Below are 17,996 nucleotides of genomic sequence, written 5' to 3'. Positions count from 1 at the left end.
CTCCTACGCGACCGCTCTGCGAATAAAAAAGCCTTCGATACGGTCTTTGAACATGTGTTCAAGCGCACCAGAGAACAAAATAACCAAACCTTGAATCACTACCACAATTTCAGGTGTGATGGTTGGAATCTCAAAAGCCAGTTCCGCACCACCTTGATACAGGGCACCAAACAAAACCGCAGCCAAAATAATACCAATAGGATGATTGCGCCCCATCAACGACACCGCAATCCCCGCAAAACCATAACCAGCAGTGAAATTAAGCAGCAAGTTATGGTTAACACCCATGATTTCATTCAGACCGACAAAACCAGCCAAACCACCCGAAATCAACATTGCCCAGATCGTCACTTTTGCCGTATCAATACCTGCATAACGCGCGGCCGTTGGATTGGTTCCCAATGTACGCAGCTGGTAACCCCAGCGAGTATGCCAAATCAATCCCCACACAAAGACACAGCACAACAATGCCCACACAAAAGCCAAGTTCAGTGGAGAATCACCAATCTCAATCCCTAATGGGGAAAAGATTTCATGTAAGTAAGGCAACCACGCGTTTTCTTCAAACGTTCGGCTATTAGGTGCCATGCGGCCATCTTCTTTTAGCCAATTCACAATCAAGTAAACCATCAAAGACGACGCAATAAAGTTAAACATGATGGTGGTAATAACAATGTGACTACCACGACGCGCTTGCAAGTACGCGGGAATGTAACCCCATGCAGCGCCAAACACAGCAGCGCCTATCACCGCCAATGGCGCAATCACATAAAACGGCATAGTGTGATCAAGCGATAAACAGATCAAACCCACACCCAAACCACCAATGTACGCTTGCCCTTCACCACCGATGTTGAACAACCCACCTTTAAATGCAACCGACACTGCCAAACCGGTAAAAATCAGGTTCGTGGCGTAATACAGCGTATAGCCAATGCCTTCGTCGTAACCAAAAGCACCATAGATCAGATAGCCAGCCGCTTCGATTGGATTTTCACCAATAGCCAGAATCACCAATCCAGATACTAAAAAGGCCAATAAAATATTCAGTACTGGGATAAGTGCAATATTTACCCAAGCTGGAACTTTCGCCTGACTCATGCAGATACCCCTTCTTGCTCTTCGCCTTGTTCTTCGTTATAGGCGTTAGCCATCATCAAGCCAAGGGTGCGTTCGTCTGCGTCTTTCGCATCAAGCTCACCAACGACCGCACCATCAAACATCACAATGATGCGATCACTCAGTGCCATAATTTCATCCAGTTCTACGGATACCAACAAAATAGCTTTGCCAGCGTCTCTTAATTTAACAATTTGCTCGTGAATATTTTCAATCGCGCCAATATCCACACCGCGGGTCGGCTGACCAATCAACAAAACATCTGGGTTCTGTTCTACTTCACGGGCAATAACAATTTTTTGCTGATTACCACCGGAAAAGTTAGCGGTTTTTAAATGTGGATTGGGTGGACGAACGTCCCACGCCGCCATACGTTCATTACACTCATCCAGCATAGCCTTACGGTCCATAAGGATTTTGCCGTTATACGCAGGCGAATTGTGGTAGCCCAACACCGCGGCTTCATACGCTTCAAAACCCGTCACCAACCCCATTTTATGGCGGTCTTCTGGTACGTGAGCCATCTTAAGGTCTCGCATCTGCGCAGCATCTTTTGGGGCTTTTGCGGTCATGACTTGACCTGCAAAATGGATCTCGCCTTCGTCCATAGGAACGATGCCAGACAACACATTCAATAATTCACTTTGACCATTACCAGACACCCCAGCAATGCCTAAAATTTCACCAGCACGTAATTCTAAACTGACATTTTTTAAGCGTTTCACGCCCTGACTATCAAACTGAGAAAGGTTCTGCGCAGACAATAAAACCTCACTCGGCTGAGCTTCGTCTTTATCAACAGTAAGACGGACTTTTTTACCCACCATCAGTTCAGCCAGCTCTTCTTTACTGGTCTGTGCTGTCTCACGGTGGGCCACCATTTCGCCTTGGCGCATCACTGACACATTGTCCGTGGAAGCCATAATTTCGCGCAATTTATGGGTGATTAATAGAACGGTCACGCCCTGATCTTTCAAGGCTTTCAGGATACGAAAAAGATGATCCGCCTCTTGTGGTGTTAAAACCCCTGTAGGCTCATCCAAAATAAGAATACGGGCGCCACGGTAAAGCGCTTTTAAAATCTCGACTCGCTGCTGTAATCCGACTGGCAAATCTTCGACAATAGCGTCTACATCGATATCCAAACTGTATTCGTGAGCAAGACGTTGTAATTCGATTCGCGCAGTATCGATGCCGTTTTTCAGTAACGCTCCACCTTCTGCGCCCAAAATAACGTTTTCAAGCACACTAAAATTTTCCACCAACATAAAATGCTGGTGCACCATGCCAATACCAGCATTTATAGCATCTTGAGAACTGCGAATATCAACCTGCTTACCGTCAACCTCAATATGGCCAGTATCGGCTTCATAAAAGCCATAAATGATACTCATCAAGGTGGATTTTCCTGCCCCGTTTTCACCGATAATTCCGTGAACTGTACCGGCTGGGACTTGTAAGCAAATGTCTTTGTTGGCCTGAACGGCACCAAAACGTTTACTGATGTCTCGCAATTCAATTGCGTATGGCATTGTTTTATTCGTCATAACTAAAAATAATTCATCTGCTTAAAAACGGAACACACTAGAGCAAAAAAAACAGTTACCTACCAAAAGTAAGTAACTGTTTTCATCGACAGCTTAGTAGTTACATGTATTGTCAGACATGTAATCGTGAACTTTGATGTCACCACTGATAATTTTAGAACGAATATCATTGATCTTCGCTTTCATATCAGCCGTGATTAGCTTGGCATTATTGTCGTCTAGCGCCCAATCAACACCATCTTCAGCAAGACCCAATACCACTAAGCCTGGCTTCCAGGTACCTGCAGCAGAATCAGAATAGGTCTTAAACGCGGCTTCATCCACACGTTTAACCATGGACGTTAACATAGTGCCAGGTTGAATATGGTTTTGGTTTGAGTCAACACCGATCGCCAATTTGCCTTCGTCTTTTGCGGCTTGATAAACACCAATACCAGTACCGCCAGCGGCAGCAAATACAACGTCAGACCCTTTAGAGAACTGGCTCTTCGCAAGCTCAGATCCTTTTGTTGGATCATTAAACGCCGCACCAGTAGAACCTGTCATGTTTTGAAAAACAGTGGCATTAGGAGATTGATATTTCACACCTTGCTCGTAGCCACAAGCAAACTTACGAATAAGAGGAATATCCATGCCGCCAACAAAGCTTACAGTATTGGTTTTGGACGCCATTGCAGCCAAAGCACCAACAAGGAAAGAACCTTCATGCTCTTTAAAAACAACGGACTGAACGTTTGGAAGGTCGATCACGCCATCAATAATAGTGAAATTGATTTCTGGGAAATCTTTCGCAACTTTCTCAACAGCAGACGTCATGTTAAAGCCAACAGTAACAATTGGAGAATAACCACGTTTTGCTAAACGGCGTAGGCCTTGCTCTACTTGCGCTTCGTTTTTAGGTTCAAATTCGCGAACCTGAACACCGCTTTCAGCCGTGTATTTTTTAACGCCGTTGTAAACACCTTCGTTAAACGATTTATCGAATTTACCCGCTTGATCGTAAACAACAGCAGGTTCTGATGCCGCGTGAGCCATACTTGATGAGATAGCCAACGCCGTGACAGACGCAAGAAAGACAGCTTTCATTCCAATTCCTCTTATTTGTGTAATATGTTCTAGGCATAATTTAATCTAGGCACAATGTAAATCTTGCCTAACTGGTCAAAAATAAACCGAATAGCAAAATACCGCAACGCAATATGCACATTTTGAGCAATATTCTTACGTATATAGTAAAAAGCCAATCCAGAAAACACTTTTCTAACTATCTGTGTTACCGACTATTATAGACAGCAATTCTTATGCCGCCATTCACAGCGGACATAAACACAGGGTCAAGATTGGCAGTTTGAGCAAAAAACCGTACTGCGCTGTGCCTGACGAATTTCTTTTAATGCCGCACCACAAACCACGCAAGGTTTGTCAGCACGCCCGTATACCGCTAATTCTTGCTTGAAATACCCCGGCTTTCCATCGCCACCGACAAAGTCTTTTAACGTGGTTCCGCCCTGTTTAATGGCAGCTGAAAGCACCACTTTAATGCACTCAACCAACCGTGTCATGCGCACCTTACTGATCTTGCCGGCCAAACGATCTGGACGAATCCCAGCTTTAAAAAGCGCTTCATTGGCATAAATATTCCCAACACCCACAACCACCTTACTGTCCATGATAAAGGTCTTAATGGGCACTTTGCGCCCCTTCGCTCTTGCGTACAGCATGTCACCATTAAAAAGCTCAGACAGTGGTTCAGGACCTAAATGCTTAATCAGTTCATGTTCATGCCAATCGTCAGTCGTCCACAAAATCGCACCGAAACGACGTGGGTCTGTATATCGCAGCCACACATCCTCATCGGCAAAACAAAAATCCACATGATCATGAAACAGCGGCGGTGTCTCAGCAGGCACAAAGTACAAACTACCAGACATGCCCAAATGCACAATCAAGGTGCCTTTTGACGTGTGAATACCAATGTATTTACCACGACGAGACAAGTGTGTAATTTCCTCGCCGACCATGTCTGAACTTAGTTCCGGCGTGATCAACCAACGTAACTTTGGCTGACGAATGTCCACACTAGCAAGAGAACGTCCGACTAACTTGGTTTCGATGCCACGCAATGTGGTTTCTACTTCGGGTAATTCAGGCATAAGCAATCTCCAGTAAAACCTCAAATAGGATCATCTCACCACCTCATGGGATTCTGCGTCATGTAATACAAGCAATTTTGACCAAACGAACAAAAAGCTTCTACTACTATATGCTAGATAAAAAAAAACCGACTCAATGAGTCGGTTCCTTTTGACAAAAATCGAAAATTATTTAATTTTCGCTTCTTTGTACATTACGTGTTGACGTACAACTGGATCAAACTTTTTCATTTCAAGTTTGTCAGGAGTATTTCGCTTGTTCTTGTCAGTTGTGTAGAAGTGACCAGTACCAGCAGAAGATACCATGCGAATTAGATCGCGAGCGCCTTTAGAAGCCATGATTCAGATCCTTATACTTTTTCGCCGTTAGCGCGCATTTCAACAAGAACTGTCTCAATGCCCTTTTTATCGATAATACGCATACCTTTAGAAGATACACGTAAACGGATGTAACGGTTTTCACCTTCGACCCAAAAACGGTGCCAATGAAGGTTAGGAAGAAAACGACGCTTAGTGCGGCGTTTTGAGTGAGAAACGTTATTACCTGTAACAGGACGTTTCCCAGTAACTTGACATACGCGAGACATAATTAAATACCTTTTGCTATCCAGAAAGATTATTGGAAGTGTTTCACTTCCTCAGGCGGAGCATGATTCCTTATGAATCAAAAAAATCCCATACCGAGGATATAGCGGCGCGCATTTTCCCATAACCACACCTATTGAGCAATTCTTTTGTTAAAAAAATGATCAACCAGCACTCAAACAAGAATCTCAAAGAAAAACACAGTGATGTTCCTTATCGAAACTCGCGCCTACCTCATTCGGAACATCACTATGCTTTTCCCAAAAGCAACTTACATCAATCCTCTCTCTGCTAACGACACAGGCGAGCCATCACCCACCACAAAGTGGTCGAGCAATCGCACATCGACAAGATCCAACGCTCGTTTGATTTTATCGGTAATACTGATATCCGCTTGGCTTGGCTCTGCAACACCACTGGGGTGATTATGAGCGAGAATCACCGCCGCGGCGTTATATTGCAAAGCCGCTTTAACGACTTCACGCGGATACACGGCAGCGGCATCAATGGTGCCCATAAAAAGTTCTTGGTAGCGGATCAACCGGTGCTGAGTATCTAAGAAAAGCACCGCGAACACTTCTCGCGGAGAATGACGCAGTTGGGAAGAAAGATAGGTTCTGACATGTTCCGCGCTGGTGAATACCGTTTCGCGCATTAGCTGCTCTTGCAGATGGCGCTTGGACATTTCCAGCACCGCTTGCAGCTGGGTGTATTTAGCATCACCAAGACCAAAGCCTTGGCAAAATTCTTCACGACTGGCCGACATCAACGCTCGCAATCCACCGAATTGGGACAAAACTTGACGAGCCAGATCGACGGCACTAATACCCTGAGTGCCTGTGCGCAAAAAAATAGCCAACAATTCCGAATCACTCAATGCGCTCGCGCCCTGATGAATCAGTTTCTCACGCGGCCTTTCCTGCTCCGGCCAATGTTTAATACTCATGATCTACTCCTTGATACATGATAATCTTGCTTTAATTTAGACAAGCAAATAAAAGCGGCGATGTAACAACAACCGCAAAAGGCTTCCTGCCTTATTTGCTAACCTTATCTATCACAGATCGAATTGAGAAGTTTTTTATGTCAAATCTCGTTCAAAAACGCATTCTATTAGGCATTACTGGCGGCATCGCTGCTTATAAAAGCATCGAGTTAATTCGTTTATTAACCAAGGTAGGTGCTGAGGTTCAGATCGTTTTAACAGAAGGTGCAAAAGCTTTTGTCACTGAGATGACACTACAAGCGATTTCTGGCCATCCTGTACGCAGTACCTTATTAGACCCAAATGCCGAAGCGGGCATGGGACACATAGAATTAGCGAAATGGGCAGATTTAATTGTGATCGCTCCAGCCTCTGCCGACTTTATGGCACGATACGCTCAAGGCATGGCAAACGACCTACTAAGCACATTATGTTTGGCCACGGAATCCCCTGTTTTGCTGGCACCTGCGATGAATCAAGCCATGTGGCGTCATCCTGCAACACAAGCCAATGCAAAATTACTGGCCGAACGAGGCGCATTAAGCATTGGGCCTGCCGATGGAGCACAAGCCTGTGGCGATATTGGCCCTGGCCGCATGAGCGAACCGGGCGATATTTTCAATGCCATTGCCGCTCACTTCGATCGCTGTCTTATTAAGCAAGATTTAACAGGACAACACTGGGTCATTACCGCAGGCCCCACCATGGAAGCCATTGACCCTGTGCGCTACATCAGCAATCACAGTTCAGGAAAAATGGGCTATGCGCTCGCCTCTGCGGCGATGGCTCGCGGTGCGACCGTCACGTTAATCAGCGGCCCCGTACAAATAACGGCACCAGCAGGCGCAAATATGATTGCGGTGAAAAGCGCGGATGACATGCTTGCCGCGTGCCAGCAAAGCATGGCAACACCTGCGGATGTGTTTATTGGCGCGGCAGCGGTTGCCGACTTTAAAATGAAAACCGCCAACGATCAGAAAATGAAAAAACAGTCTGATACGGATGAAGTTACTCTGACGTTAGTTAAAAACCCAGACATCATTGCCACACTGGCCGAGCAGAAACGCGCAAAAATTATCATTGGTTTCGCTGCGGAAACACAAAATGTCATGGAATACGCGAAAGGCAAATTGGCGCGAAAAGGCTTGGATATGATTATTGCCAATGACGTATCTCGTTCCGACATTGGCTTCAATCAAGACGAAAACCAAGTCACGGTTATTACGAAAGAGTCGATTTGGTCGCCAGATAAAGCCGCAAAACATGAGCTCGCTATCCAATTGGTCGAATGCATCCACCAACACGCCGTATCACGCCGTCACTGAATTCAGCAAAAAAGAGAAGTTAACCATGAAACACGCCATTCAATTAAAAATCCTTAGCGACAAAATCGGTAAAGAGATTCCACTACCAAGCTACGCAACCGAAGGCTCAGCTGGTTTAGATCTGCGCGCATGCCTTGATCAGGCCATCGACCTTGCACCGGGCGACACCACGCTGCTTCCAACTGGTTTGTCTATTTATATCCAAGACCCAAATTTGGCCGCGACTATTTTACCGCGCTCTGGGTTAGGCCATAAACACGGCATCGTTTTAGGGAACCTTGTCGGTTTAATCGATTCCGACTACCAAGGTGAACTCATGGTCTCATGCTGGAACCGTGGTAATACTACTTTCACGATTGAACCAGGCGAACGGGTTGCCCAATTGGTTTTATTGCCTGTTATTCAGGCTGAATTTAACATTGTTTCAGAATTCGAAAGCACCGAACGCGGCGAAGGAGGCTTTGGTCACACTGGCACAAAATAGCCTCAAACACAGAGAAAAGGTGAGAATATTTCACCTTTTTTCTTCTCGTTACGGCATTCGCTCATCCTTCTTTTCTGAGTCAAACGATATTAACTTTCATAAGTCTAAAGTTTGCCCGTTTCATATAAATTTCTATAGTTAATCCTCTAATATCACGCTATTATTTCAAACCTAAGTGGTTGCTTACACTCGTTGCCAGCCTTATCTGTCATCGTTTTGCCACAGTGAATCACTAACATTAGGCTTGATAAAATCGTGCACGTATCAAGACCGTATATTTTTTGTCGCGATCCATTTTTTTGTTTACAGGAGTACATAAGCCGTGGCCTTTTCTCGTGAGTCTGCTTTAGATGTTGCTAAGGTATTAAGCGAATCGCTTCCTTATATTCAACGCTTTGCTGGAAAAACGCTGGTAATTAAATACGGCGGCAATGCTATGACTGACGAAACCCTACAAGCTGGGTTCGCACGAGATATCGTTTTAATGAAAGCCATTGGCATCAACCCTATTGTTGTTCACGGTGGTGGACCTCAAATTGGCGATTTATTGGCTAAACTCAATATCGAATCCAAATTCATCAACGGCATGCGTGTTACGGATACCGCCACAATGGATGTGGTTGAAATGGTGCTTGGCGGACAAGTAAACAAAGAAATTGTTAATCTAATTTGTGAAGCTGGCGGTAAAGCCATCGGTATTACAGGCAAAGACAGTCGTTTCATCAAGGCTAAAAAATTGTTTGTGAAACACCAAGCTGAAGGCATGAGCACACCAGAGCAAGTGGATATTGGTCATGTTGGCGAAGTGGCCAGTGTGGACACCAGCTTCCTAAAACTGTTTGAGAACAGCGATCTAATCCCGGTTATTGCACCTATTGGTGTGGACGATCAAGGTAACTCTTACAACATCAACGCTGACTTGGTAGCGGGCAAGGTGGCGGAAGCCGTTGGTGCTGAAAAGCTGATGTTGCTGACCAATATTTCTGGCGTTCAAGACAAACAAGGCAAGGTTCTTACTGGACTGAGCACGGCACAAGTTGACGCCTTGATTGCTGACGGCACTATTTACGGCGGCATGTTGCCAAAAATCAGCTGTGCCTTGTCAGCGGTAAACTCAGGCGTGACCAGCGCACACATTATTGATGGCCGTGTACCTCACGCCACCCTACTAGAGATTTTTACTGATACGGGTGTTGGAACACTGATCACCAATACCAAAGCGGGCGAATAACTGCATTATTGGTCATTAGAATAAGCAATAAATAACACAAGCAAAAACAGTGGACTCAACACATGAGCAATAAGAAAAACGATCGCCGCACTCAAATATTGCAATCTTTAGCACAAATGCTAGAGAGCAGCCCTGGAGCACGTATCACGACGTCGGCTCTGGCAAAGCAAGTTGGAGTATCGGAAGCGGCTTTGTATCGTCATTTTCCTAGCAAAGCAAAAATGTTTGAAGGCCTAATTGAATTCATTGAAGAAAGTTTATTTACTCGAATCAACCGAATCATCCAAGAAGAAAGCAACGTGGTCGCTCGAATAGAAGTGATCATGACATTGATTCTTGGCTTTGCTGAACAAAACCCTGGCATGTGTCGTTTATTAACGGCTGATGCCTTAGCTGGCGAAACAGAGCGACTGCGCGTACGTATTGCACAAGTATTTGACCGCATTGAAACCCAGTTAAAACAAATCATTCGTGAAGCGGATTTAAAACAGGGCTTACGACCAGCGATGGGCGTCGCACCGTGTGCAAATTTTTTAATTGCTGTCATTGAAGGAAAAATTCGCCACTACGTGCGCAGTGAATTTAAAGTGAAGCCAATGGAAATTTGGCAAGAACAATGGTCAGTATTGGCACAAAACTTGATGCTAAACCGCTAAGGTTTGAGGTAATACCCCAAAACTTAGCGTTTGGTATTGGCATCAGATACCGTACTGAAGACGATAAGCTTTAACCGCATCAAGATGTTTCGCAAATTCAGGAGAATCCTGTTCTGCCAAATACGTCATGATGTCGTTTAGAGAAACGATACTGATCACTGGCATTCCAAAGTCTCTTTCGACTTCTTGAATGGCAGATAATTCACCTTGGCCTCGTTCTTGACGATCCAAGGCGATAAGTACACCAGCAGGAACCGCATTGGCGTCTTTAATGATCGCCATGACTTCACGAATGGCTGTACCAGCGGTAATAACGTCATCAATAATCATGACATTGCCAGCAAGCGGAGCGCCAACAAGGGAGCCGCCTTCACCGTGAGTTTTTGCTTCTTTACGGTTGAAAACGTATGGTGTGTCTACATTATGATGATCATACAGAGCAACAGCCGTTGTTGTTGCTAACGGTATGCCTTTATAGGCTGGGCCGAATAGAACATCAAATGGAACATTTGCTTCCATTAATGAGGTGGCGTAAAAGCGTCCTAACTTTGCTAACGCTTGGCCTGAGCTAAATAGGCCAGCATTAAAGAAGTAAGGACTTACGCGTCCTGATTTAAGCGTGAATTCGCCAAAACGTAGCACATTTTGCTCGATAGCGAATTCGATAAAGTCTCTTTGGTAAGGTTTCATGCCAACTCCAGAAAGATAAAAATAACACACAACAAAGCGCCGCCAAGATCGAGCGAAGCCATGCCAACATTGGATAGGCGCTAATATAACACACGGCTAGGAATTGTAGGGACCAGAAATGAAGGTCATCAGCCTTAATGTAAACGGTATAAGACAAGCAGCAGACCGCGGCTTTTTCGAATGGATGGTTCGTCAGAACCCGGATGTTGTATGTCTACAAGATATACAAGCAGACGAGCGCAGTCTAAATGACAGCGTTTTCTTTCCACCAGAGTTCAATACGTACTTCTTTGACTCTATGGAAAATCCTGAGCAAGCAGGGGTCGCCATTTATTGTAAAACCATGCCCAAAGCAATTATGACTGGCATGGGGTTTCCAGAATGCGACTTTGAAGGACGCTTTATTCAAGCAGACTTTGATAAAGTCAGCATTGGTGCTTTCTTAACGCCTCACGGCTCGAATCATGAAGAAGCCCTGCAGGAACACAAATATCGTTTTATGGAAGGCTTTAAAAACCACCTCATTAAAACGCGCCGTAAGCGTCGCGAGTTTATTTTTTGTGGCACAGCCAATGTGGCACGTTCACCGATTGATGTAAGCAGCTGGTTCGTAAATCAGCGTAACTCAGGCTTCTTACCTGAAGAACGCAAATGGATTAACGAGATCTTCAATGAAATGGAATACATTGATGCTTTCCGCCAGGTAAACAAGCAAGACAAACAGTACACATGGTGGCCGGATTACGAGCGCGCTTGGAAACTGGACGAAGGTGGTCGACTAGACTATCAAATCGCCACACCTGGGATCAAAAACCTCATTCAAGGCGGCACTATCTACAAGGGCCAACGTTTTTCAGATCACGCTCCACTTATCATGGAATACAATATTGATTAAGTGTTGATCTTTGACGTATAAAAAAAGCCAGTAGATTGAATCTGCGGGCTTTTTTTTATCTCATTTCGCACTGTCGCTGTTAATACACCATCACTTGTCCACCAAAGGCTTGTGCTTCACCTTAAGCTTAAGTTGGTGGATACCACCAGGTGGAATGTCGTATTCGTCTGTCAGTGCATTCGCCGCCTCAACACACACAAAACGACGATAATCATCGTCTTCCATGTCAGCTCGCTGTTTAGCCAGCTCTGCGCCCGGATTCCACAACACTGTGCTGTTGCTGCCTTCGGTGCTAATCACCAGACGTCGTTGCAAACCTACGTCATGAATTTCACACACTTCTGGGGCCGACAGATAGACTCGATCCATATGATCACATGGCGTCACTGGGCCGTTTTGTAATTGGCGGCTACCGTTATCAAATTTATCCACATACGTCACTTGATCTAGTCCATGTACCTCTGTGGTTTGATTGTCGGATACATTAAAATACGTGTGCAAGGCTTCACTGACCGGCATGGGCTGATCAGACAAATTCGCCGCCGAAAAATTCACTCTAAAGCCCTTACTGGAAAAACGAAACACTTGCCGAAGCTCAAATGCATGTGGCCACATTTCCTCAATCAGAGGATGATCTTCCGATGCCAAGCGAATCACAATTTTCACATCGCCATTTTTGAAGCGACCCGCTTCAATAAAATCCCAACGAAAATAGCGTGCCAGCCCATGAGCAGGGTAATCATCATGCACATAATTGGCACCAAACCAAGGCCAGCAGACAGGCACACCAAAGTGACGGCGACCAAATCGACCTTCTCCGCCTTGGTTCTCAGATTGGAACAAAAGATCTTCTTGGCCAGCAGGAATAAAGCTTTCTAAATGCCCGCCCCAGAGCGCTATCGACGCACTAAAGCCCGGTTGCTCAATCACAATTTCATCGCATTTTTTAAAGCTCGCTGGACGAATTTCTCCACCCAACTCTTCCAACTCTTGCATCAGTCGGCCATTCATCAACTACTCCACTTAGGTGTTTTAATACGCTCATATTAACTTCAACGAACACGATTACAATAGTTTGGACTTATACTAACAATTCAACAAAATAGATAAGCCAACAGCACAGCAATTAAAACTTAACCTACACCCACTTTTAGGCTATAAAACACAACAACATAGTGACCATGGTTACTCTCTATCGTGTGCTCTATTTTTCTTTGCAAAAGGCGCTGTATTTTATGAATGAACAAAAAATAGTCATAGGTTGTGACGAGTGGTGTGCGTTCCCAACGCTAAACATTCCTGCTATCAAAGCCAGAGTAGATTCAGGAGCAAAGACCTCTTCCATACACGCAATCAATATTGAACGCTTTACTCGTAATGACGAGCATTGGGTACGTTTTGATGTTCATCCCTTACAAAAGAATCGCAAAGTCACCGTGCATTGTGAAGCGCCCCTTATTGATCAGCGTGTCATCAAAAGTTCAAGCGGCGACAAAGAGAAGCGTCCCGTGATCAAGGTTCCCCTTTCTCTTGGAGAACAAACATGGGAAGTCGAAGTCACTTTGACCAACAGAGACACCATGGGTTATCGAATGCTACTAGGAAGAGAAGCCATGAATGGGCGCGTGCTGATTGACCCAGAATGCTTTTGCCTGCAAGGCGACAGAGCGCAAGACTCATTAATAGGCTTATATTCAATGTAAACGTCACGCTGTCAGCCATGTTGTTCTCTATGTACATGACTGACAGTTCTTACATGGCTAAGTTAGGCCAAATGCATAAAAGCGAAGAAAACTAAGTCGCAGAGGACACAACAGATTGGTTCCGACCACCTTCTTTGGCCTTGTACAAGGCTTCATCGGATCGGCTCAACCATTCAGACTTAGACTGGTCTGTTTTCTTAACCTCTGATATCCCGAAACTCATGGTCACCGAAATGTCCATATTTGGAAGTTTGATTTTTGTTTCCGCGATTTTCTTACGCACAGTTTCACAAAAGAAAAGCGCGCCGGCGGCATCCGTATTAGGCAATAAAATAGCGAACTCTTCGCCGCCGTATCGCCCAACAAAATCGGTTTTACGAATACTACCACCCAATATTTTCGCAATGGTTTTCAGCACTAAATCCCCAGCCGGGTGACCGTATTGGTCATTAACCTTTTTGAAAAAATCAATGTCTGTCATCACCAAGCTGTGCTTTCCACCTTCACGCTTATAACGCTCAAAGGTACTTTGTAACGTGCCATCCAAGCTACCTCGATTGTGCAGTTCAGTGAGCGGGTCCGTTTTACTGAGGTAATCCAATTTACGATTGGCATTCGACAGAGATTCTTTATTCGTGGCAACGTCTGTCACATCGTAAACCACCATACATACAAATTTGACCGTGCCATCGGCACTGGTAATAGGGCGCAAGGCAACGTTTTGATACATCTTTTCAGCCATTCCCGTTATCGGGCGGTAGCTATTAAAAGGAAAAAGATGAGGTCGCTGCTCCCAAGACACAAAAATAGGAGTGCGTAGAGCTATCACATTGTCCAATTTATGCTGGAGCCATTCGCTATTAATGCTTGGAAAAACATCAAACATAGAGCGTTCTTTGGCGATAGAAGAGCTGACACCACTGTGGTTTTCCATAAAGCTGTTCCACAGCTTAATTTCATATTTTTCATTAAGTACCACCAAACCCACATCGATATGTTGCAACATATCGAAGAGCCAATGCAGTTCCATCATGTCTTCTGCGGCGCTCATGTATCTACTCTTCCTCAACCAAATAAGACAACAAGTTCTCAAGTACAGAGACAGAATCTTCCGTAAACAGCAACATTAAGTCACAGCTAATCTGATAGTTCTCCACCTCATACACAATTTCAACGGCAAGCGTGCGCTTCCATTTTGCTTTTTTCGCATTGACCAAATCCGCCACTTTCGCATGGCGAGCCAAAAGCACAGGGTGACTGTGACTAAAGTCGATATTCAATTGTTTGCCAAAAGCATCAATAAAAGGCCCAACCAAAACGGACGATACGTCCATCAGAAGCTCGACCTCAACCACGCTGTCAATCGTTTCAAAAACACTCAGCAACTTAGCCATATCTGGCAAGCTTGAGTCACTGAAAATCAACAGGGTTTCAAACGCAACACCAGACCCAACAAAACCTTGGGAAACCGCAGAGCAGCTGTCTTCCTTAATGCTGTAATCCAACGCCATTTGCAGTTCACCCACTTCCAAAATATTCACTTTTGGAACCGGCAACTTAACGAACACATTCAGCATATTTGCCAACACGCTCGCAGCACGACCCATTGCCACGTTAGAGACTTCTTGCAGGCATTCGTTAAGCGTGAACTGCTCGGCAGCGGTTAATGTATTCGCCAACTGATTATTGGGGTTGTCGCTGCCACCTTCCGTAAACAACTTGAGAGAAATCAACAGCTGACGCAATTCTTCCGTAGAAGCAGGCTTTTTATGGAAGGCAACCGCGCCCATGCTTTTGACACGCTGGATGGCTTGCGGTTGCACATCGCCAGACACAACGATCACGGCCGGCGCGTCGGCATAACCCTGCAATGCCTCTAACGTTTCATAGCCGTCTTTTACCGGCATATTCAAATCCAGAAACAAGATATCAAACGTCGTCGACGCCAACATATCCAATGCTTCTTGGCCATGCTCAGCAAACTCGACGCTTACCGCCCAATCGGTCGGTAAAGCTCTCGCCAATTGCTTCCGTGCAATTTTGGAATCATCACAAATCAGTACCCGTGTACTCATTACTACTCTCTTTTTAAAAAGCGCCGTTTACCAAGGCACTAAAGATGATGTTTCTAAAATACAGCCATCATATCAGACAGATCTTTTTTCTAAATCTTAATACGTCATTTTATACAAAAGATAACAAAGCTCTCGCAACCAAGTGTTCGTCGTATTTATGAGGTTTCTCTGTAATAAGTGGCGTTTTGATGACAGTGACATTTAAGCGAGCCAGTAATGCATCATCCAACTCGCCATAATCGTATGCGTCATCCAACAATAAATAATCCAACACAGAATATGGTCCTGCGGTTTCTTTATCGCCCGAAATGGTAGACATTAAACGTACCACCCTTTCCATCATCGATAAACCTTGTTGTTCTGGGTCAACCCCCAAATTGGGCAAATACACTTTGGGATTAGGGTTTGCAGAAATCGACGCTCCCACCCCCTCCGGCATAAGGTTCGCTAACAAACTGCTATAAAAGCTGCCGGGCGGATAACAAATTAGATCGGCAGTTTCTATCGCATCTTTACGATCGTCTGCAATCGTACAATTTGTCGGCATCCTATTACGCAGGCCTTTGTTTAGCCACATGCGTTTTATCGGGCTGGGTAATATGTCGGTTTCCTTACCGGTAATCCGATGCTGCCCTAAAACAATGTCCCCATTTTCCAGCTCTACTCCTAAATGCAAACTGGCGTCTAGCGTCGTTTTTACCTCGCCCAACGCTTTCACCAAACGGGAAAACAAAAACACAATAGGATCCAATTGCTGCTGATTATTTAAATAACCACCCGCCATAATCAGATTACCAATACTGGCGCCACGCAGATCGAAATCTTCATGAATCCGGGCTTGAGTCACGCCCAATTGCGTCTGAATCAATGACTTCATTGGGTTGGGGATAGTTTCAATAAGGGGATGCTCCCCCATTACCAACTGCTGTAACTGCGCTTGCAAAACGGCTGGTTCAGCATCTACCGCAAGACGATGGGTAAATAACGCATAGACTTCCGGCTGCCCCATGACGGTTTCATCCGCCAGCGCCATTAACCGACTGCGCAAATCCCCCACAGCGGGAATATCAAATGCCGCTCGTAAACGTGCCGAACTGCCGCCAGAATCAAACGGCGTCACCAAATGCACCGAATGATGCGTGTATTCTTTAAAAACCCGACTAATTTTATTCAGAGCAGAACCGCCACTGAAAAACAGTACTTTAGGCCCTTGTTCTGGCAAACTTTGATAACGGTGAACACGAATAGGGTCCGGCATCACCATACGGCGCCAAATACGCAAAGAGCTCGTCATATAAAACCTCTTACCAATACCCTCAGGCGAGCAACACTTCCATGAGTGTCAATATATTCTATTCCATCATAGATACAGCGACATGCGTAGCGTAAAACAGCAAAAATACCGCGCTATTATCTTTCCAAAGGCCGCAACATTAAAATACAGAGTCTGCTTAACAACGTAGACCGAAAATGCGACCTTCACAAACCATAGCACGTATTCATTTTAAGAAGTGTTACGGAAATCAGAAATGACAAACTGACATAACGACGTTACTGGATGATGTGTTCTGATGAGATCACCCCACTTAGGCCGTGGACAAGCGCTAAATACAAGGGGCTTTTTGATTGGCTTAACTTGGATGGCTTAATTTTAATGGCATTAACGTTGGTGTCGCTTTTACCCAAAGGCAAACGCGACCAAAGACACGCTAAGCGTGTCGTGAAGACAAAACAAAATCCGCCAACTCAGCAAACCCTAACCCGCCCGGCTGCGTCGTTTGATAACGTGGGTGGTGGCGCATGATCGACAAATGTTCCGCGATATTCGCCACACCAACACTCAATGGGAAACGCGCAAACATACTTTCATCATTCGGAGCATCGCCAACATAGAGCACTTGCTCTTGCTGCTGTGTCTCACTCAGGCCATACGACTCGGTTAACACGCGCTGCGCCATAGAGAACTTATCGTAGCCTTGAGAGCACACATTAATGTGAATCGAACTGGCCTTCGCATTTAACCCCAATTCAATCAATGCCGCCAAACAAGCGTCTTTTTCAGCCACAGCGGCAGGCTTAACGTCCTGAGCGTAATCGATCGCCACATCAGTCAGCCGATAGGCTTGATCTCTCGCCAAACGCAAACGCGGAAATTGAACAAGCAGCGCCGTCACTTGAGCCAGTATGTCCGCCTGCTCTGCACGCATTTCCGACTCGTCACGCCAAAAGGAATATGTCAGATGACGATCTGCAGTACGGCCAATAAAACATGCCCCGCCTTCGGTAATCACGCCATCAACGGGAAGCGCTCTGGCAATCATGTCCGACCAACCCGCACAACCACCGGTCACAGGAATCACCTTGATTCCGTTTGCCTCTAATTGTGCTAGCGCTCGCAACGTCTCCACAGGCAACTGCCCTTCCCAAGTCAGCGTGTCGTCGAAATCCGTCAAGATAAATCGCAAGTTCTGACAAGCATTCTTATCTATAGAAGAAAGCGCCAAAGAAGACAGTGTTAATGTTGAAAAATCAGACGTCGACATAATTG

Annotated in this window: 19 protein-coding genes; 6 read left to right on the top strand and 13 right to left on the bottom strand. The window is 45.3% G+C overall.

All coding sequences use genetic code 11. The features are described from left to right. Nucleotides 1-3: 3 nt before the first annotated feature. The 7 genes from AABA11_RS01935 to radC all read right to left on the bottom strand — a co-directional run bounded on the left by AABA11_RS01935 (nt 4) and on the right by radC (nt 6,350). Nucleotides 4-1,101, bottom strand: coding sequence for an ABC transporter permease (locus AABA11_RS01935; protein WP_265728446.1), 1,098 nt, complete (start codon nt 1,099-1,101; stop codon nt 4-6). Further along, a complete protein-coding gene (locus tag AABA11_RS01930; protein WP_338264927.1) occupies nt 1,098-2,666 on the bottom strand; it encodes an ABC transporter ATP-binding protein in 1,569 nt (522 codons plus the stop codon). The genes AABA11_RS01935 and AABA11_RS01930 overlap by 4 nt, the downstream gene beginning before the upstream one ends. A 93-nt stretch (nt 2,667-2,759) precedes the next feature. Continuing rightward, the gene (locus tag AABA11_RS01925; protein ID WP_265728444.1) at nt 2,760-3,752 is read right to left on the bottom strand and encodes a BMP family lipoprotein; all 993 of its coding nucleotides are present in this window, start codon (nt 3,750-3,752) and stop codon (nt 2,760-2,762) included. 248 nt (nt 3,753-4,000) lie between these two features. Continuing rightward, complete coding sequence (mutM, locus tag AABA11_RS01920) at nt 4,001-4,819, bottom strand: bifunctional DNA-formamidopyrimidine glycosylase/DNA-(apurinic or apyrimidinic site) lyase (RefSeq protein ID WP_338264925.1); 819 nt, start codon at nt 4,817-4,819, stop codon at nt 4,001-4,003. 168 nt (nt 4,820-4,987) lie between these two features. Next, nucleotides 4,988-5,158 (bottom strand): 50S ribosomal protein L33, encoded by a 171-nt coding sequence (gene rpmG, locus AABA11_RS01915; protein ID WP_123096784.1) that lies wholly within the window; start codon nt 5,156-5,158, stop codon nt 4,988-4,990. A gap of 11 nt (nt 5,159-5,169) precedes the next feature. Next, nucleotides 5,170-5,406 carry a 50S ribosomal protein L28 gene (rpmB, locus tag AABA11_RS01910; RefSeq protein ID WP_072838851.1) on the bottom strand — a complete coding sequence of 79 codons (237 nt, stop codon included), beginning with the start codon at nt 5,404-5,406 and terminating at the stop codon, nt 5,170-5,172. A gap of 269 nt (nt 5,407-5,675) precedes the next feature. After that, nucleotides 5,676-6,350 (bottom strand): RadC family protein, encoded by a 675-nt coding sequence (radC, locus tag AABA11_RS01905; RefSeq protein ID WP_338264919.1) that lies wholly within the window; start codon nt 6,348-6,350, stop codon nt 5,676-5,678. Between the two features lie 137 nt (nt 6,351-6,487). On the opposite strand from radC, the gene coaBC reads away from it, so the two are divergent. From coaBC to slmA, 4 genes are all read left to right on the top strand, one after another. Continuing rightward, complete coding sequence (coaBC, locus tag AABA11_RS01900) at nt 6,488-7,714, top strand: bifunctional phosphopantothenoylcysteine decarboxylase/phosphopantothenate--cysteine ligase CoaBC (RefSeq protein ID WP_338264917.1); 1,227 nt, start codon at nt 6,488-6,490, stop codon at nt 7,712-7,714. A 25-nt stretch (nt 7,715-7,739) separates the two neighbouring features. Then, entirely contained in the window at nt 7,740-8,198 is a 459-nt protein-coding gene (dut, locus tag AABA11_RS01895; RefSeq protein WP_265728451.1) for a dUTP diphosphatase, read from the top strand. Nucleotides 8,199-8,520: 322 nt separating this feature from the next. Then, nucleotides 8,521-9,429 carry an acetylglutamate kinase gene (gene argB, locus AABA11_RS01890; protein ID WP_265728441.1) on the top strand — a complete coding sequence of 303 codons (909 nt, stop codon included), beginning with the start codon at nt 8,521-8,523 and terminating at the stop codon, nt 9,427-9,429. Nucleotides 9,430-9,491: 62 nt separating this feature from the next. Further along, nucleotides 9,492-10,085 (top strand): nucleoid occlusion factor SlmA, encoded by a 594-nt coding sequence (slmA, locus tag AABA11_RS01885; RefSeq protein ID WP_265728440.1) that lies wholly within the window; start codon nt 9,492-9,494, stop codon nt 10,083-10,085. 42 nt (nt 10,086-10,127) lie between these two features. Here slmA and pyrE read toward each other — a convergent pair whose 3' ends face one another. Further along, nucleotides 10,128-10,775, bottom strand: a complete 648-nt coding sequence (gene pyrE, locus AABA11_RS01880; protein WP_265728439.1) for an orotate phosphoribosyltransferase — start codon at nt 10,773-10,775, stop codon at nt 10,128-10,130. Nucleotides 10,776-10,893: 118 nt separating this feature from the next. On the opposite strand from pyrE, the gene AABA11_RS01875 reads away from it, so the two are divergent. Beyond that, complete coding sequence (locus AABA11_RS01875) at nt 10,894-11,670, top strand: exodeoxyribonuclease III (RefSeq protein WP_265728438.1); 777 nt, start codon at nt 10,894-10,896, stop codon at nt 11,668-11,670. A 90-nt stretch (nt 11,671-11,760) separates the two neighbouring features. Here AABA11_RS01875 and AABA11_RS01870 read toward each other — a convergent pair whose 3' ends face one another. Beyond that, the gene (locus AABA11_RS01870; protein WP_338264912.1) at nt 11,761-12,681 is read right to left on the bottom strand and encodes a D-hexose-6-phosphate mutarotase; all 921 of its coding nucleotides are present in this window, start codon (nt 12,679-12,681) and stop codon (nt 11,761-11,763) included. Nucleotides 12,682-12,905: 224 nt separating this feature from the next. Here AABA11_RS01870 and AABA11_RS01865 point away from each other — a divergent pair, with 224 nt between their 5' ends. Continuing rightward, entirely contained in the window at nt 12,906-13,373 is a 468-nt protein-coding gene (locus AABA11_RS01865; protein ID WP_265728436.1) for an ATP-dependent zinc protease family protein, read from the top strand. 91 nt (nt 13,374-13,464) lie between these two features. Here AABA11_RS01865 and AABA11_RS01860 read toward each other — a convergent pair whose 3' ends face one another. The 4 genes from AABA11_RS01860 to AABA11_RS01845 all read right to left on the bottom strand — a co-directional run bounded on the left by AABA11_RS01860 (nt 13,465) and on the right by AABA11_RS01845 (nt 17,991). Further along, entirely contained in the window at nt 13,465-14,424 is a 960-nt protein-coding gene (locus AABA11_RS01860) for a sensor domain-containing diguanylate cyclase (RefSeq protein ID WP_338264909.1), read from the bottom strand. Nucleotides 14,425-14,428: 4 nt separating this feature from the next. Continuing rightward, nucleotides 14,429-15,448: a response regulator gene (locus AABA11_RS01855; RefSeq protein WP_338264907.1), complete on the bottom strand. Its 1,020-nt coding sequence runs from the start codon at nt 15,446-15,448 to the stop codon at nt 14,429-14,431. 109 nt (nt 15,449-15,557) lie between these two features. Then, nucleotides 15,558-16,742 (bottom strand): GAK system CofD-like protein, encoded by a 1,185-nt coding sequence (locus AABA11_RS01850; RefSeq protein WP_338264906.1) that lies wholly within the window; start codon nt 16,740-16,742, stop codon nt 15,558-15,560. Between the two features lie 415 nt (nt 16,743-17,157). After that, nucleotides 17,158-17,991 carry an HAD family hydrolase gene (locus AABA11_RS01845; RefSeq protein WP_338264904.1) on the bottom strand — a complete coding sequence of 278 codons (834 nt, stop codon included), beginning with the start codon at nt 17,989-17,991 and terminating at the stop codon, nt 17,158-17,160. Between the last annotated feature and the right edge of the window lie 5 nt (nt 17,992-17,996).

Source organism: Marinomonas pontica (assembly GCF_036322735.1).
In the GTDB taxonomy this organism is placed as follows: Bacteria; Pseudomonadota; Gammaproteobacteria; order Pseudomonadales; family Marinomonadaceae; genus Marinomonas; species Marinomonas pontica.
Note: the sequence above shows the minus strand (reverse complement) of the source record. Positions and strands in the feature narration are given on the sequence as shown.

Bases quoted from the DNA above. Each gene is read 5' to 3' on its own strand.
- AABA11_RS01875 (WP_265728438.1), top strand. From the start codon at position 10,894: ATGAAGGTCATCAGCCTTAATGTAAACGGTATAAGACAAGCAGCAGAC.
- coaBC (WP_338264917.1), top strand. From the start codon at position 6,488: ATGTCAAATCTCGTTCAAAAACGCATTCTATTAGGCATTACTGGCGGC.
- pyrE (WP_265728439.1), bottom strand. From the start codon at position 10,775: ATGAAACCTTACCAAAGAGACTTTATCGAATTCGCTATCGAGCAAAAT.
- AABA11_RS01870 (WP_338264912.1), bottom strand. From the start codon at position 12,681: ATGAATGGCCGACTGATGCAAGAGTTGGAAGAGTTGGGTGGAGAAATT.
- rpmG (WP_123096784.1), bottom strand. From the start codon at position 5,158: ATGGCTTCTAAAGGCGCTCGCGATCTAATTCGCATGGTATCTTCTGCT.
- AABA11_RS01865 (WP_265728436.1), top strand. From the start codon at position 12,906: ATGAATGAACAAAAAATAGTCATAGGTTGTGACGAGTGGTGTGCGTTC.
- AABA11_RS01860 (WP_338264909.1), bottom strand. From the start codon at position 14,424: ATGAGCGCCGCAGAAGACATGATGGAACTGCATTGGCTCTTCGATATG.
- AABA11_RS01930 (WP_338264927.1), bottom strand. From the start codon at position 2,666: ATGACGAATAAAACAATGCCATACGCAATTGAATTGCGAGACATCAGT.
- AABA11_RS01925 (WP_265728444.1), bottom strand. From the start codon at position 3,752: ATGAAAGCTGTCTTTCTTGCGTCTGTCACGGCGTTGGCTATCTCATCA.
- radC (WP_338264919.1), bottom strand. From the start codon at position 6,350: ATGAGTATTAAACATTGGCCGGAGCAGGAAAGGCCGCGTGAGAAACTG.
- AABA11_RS01855 (WP_338264907.1), bottom strand. From the start codon at position 15,448: ATGAGTACACGGGTACTGATTTGTGATGATTCCAAAATTGCACGGAAG.
- rpmB (WP_072838851.1), bottom strand. From the start codon at position 5,406: ATGTCTCGCGTATGTCAAGTTACTGGGAAACGTCCTGTTACAGGTAAT.
- AABA11_RS01935 (WP_265728446.1), bottom strand. From the start codon at position 1,101: ATGAGTCAGGCGAAAGTTCCAGCTTGGGTAAATATTGCACTTATCCCA.
- slmA (WP_265728440.1), top strand. From the start codon at position 9,492: ATGAGCAATAAGAAAAACGATCGCCGCACTCAAATATTGCAATCTTTA.
- AABA11_RS01845 (WP_338264904.1), bottom strand. From the start codon at position 17,991: ATGTCGACGTCTGATTTTTCAACATTAACACTGTCTTCTTTGGCGCTT.
- dut (WP_265728451.1), top strand. From the start codon at position 7,740: ATGAAACACGCCATTCAATTAAAAATCCTTAGCGACAAAATCGGTAAA.
- mutM (WP_338264925.1), bottom strand. From the start codon at position 4,819: ATGCCTGAATTACCCGAAGTAGAAACCACATTGCGTGGCATCGAAACC.
- AABA11_RS01850 (WP_338264906.1), bottom strand. From the start codon at position 16,742: ATGACGAGCTCTTTGCGTATTTGGCGCCGTATGGTGATGCCGGACCCT.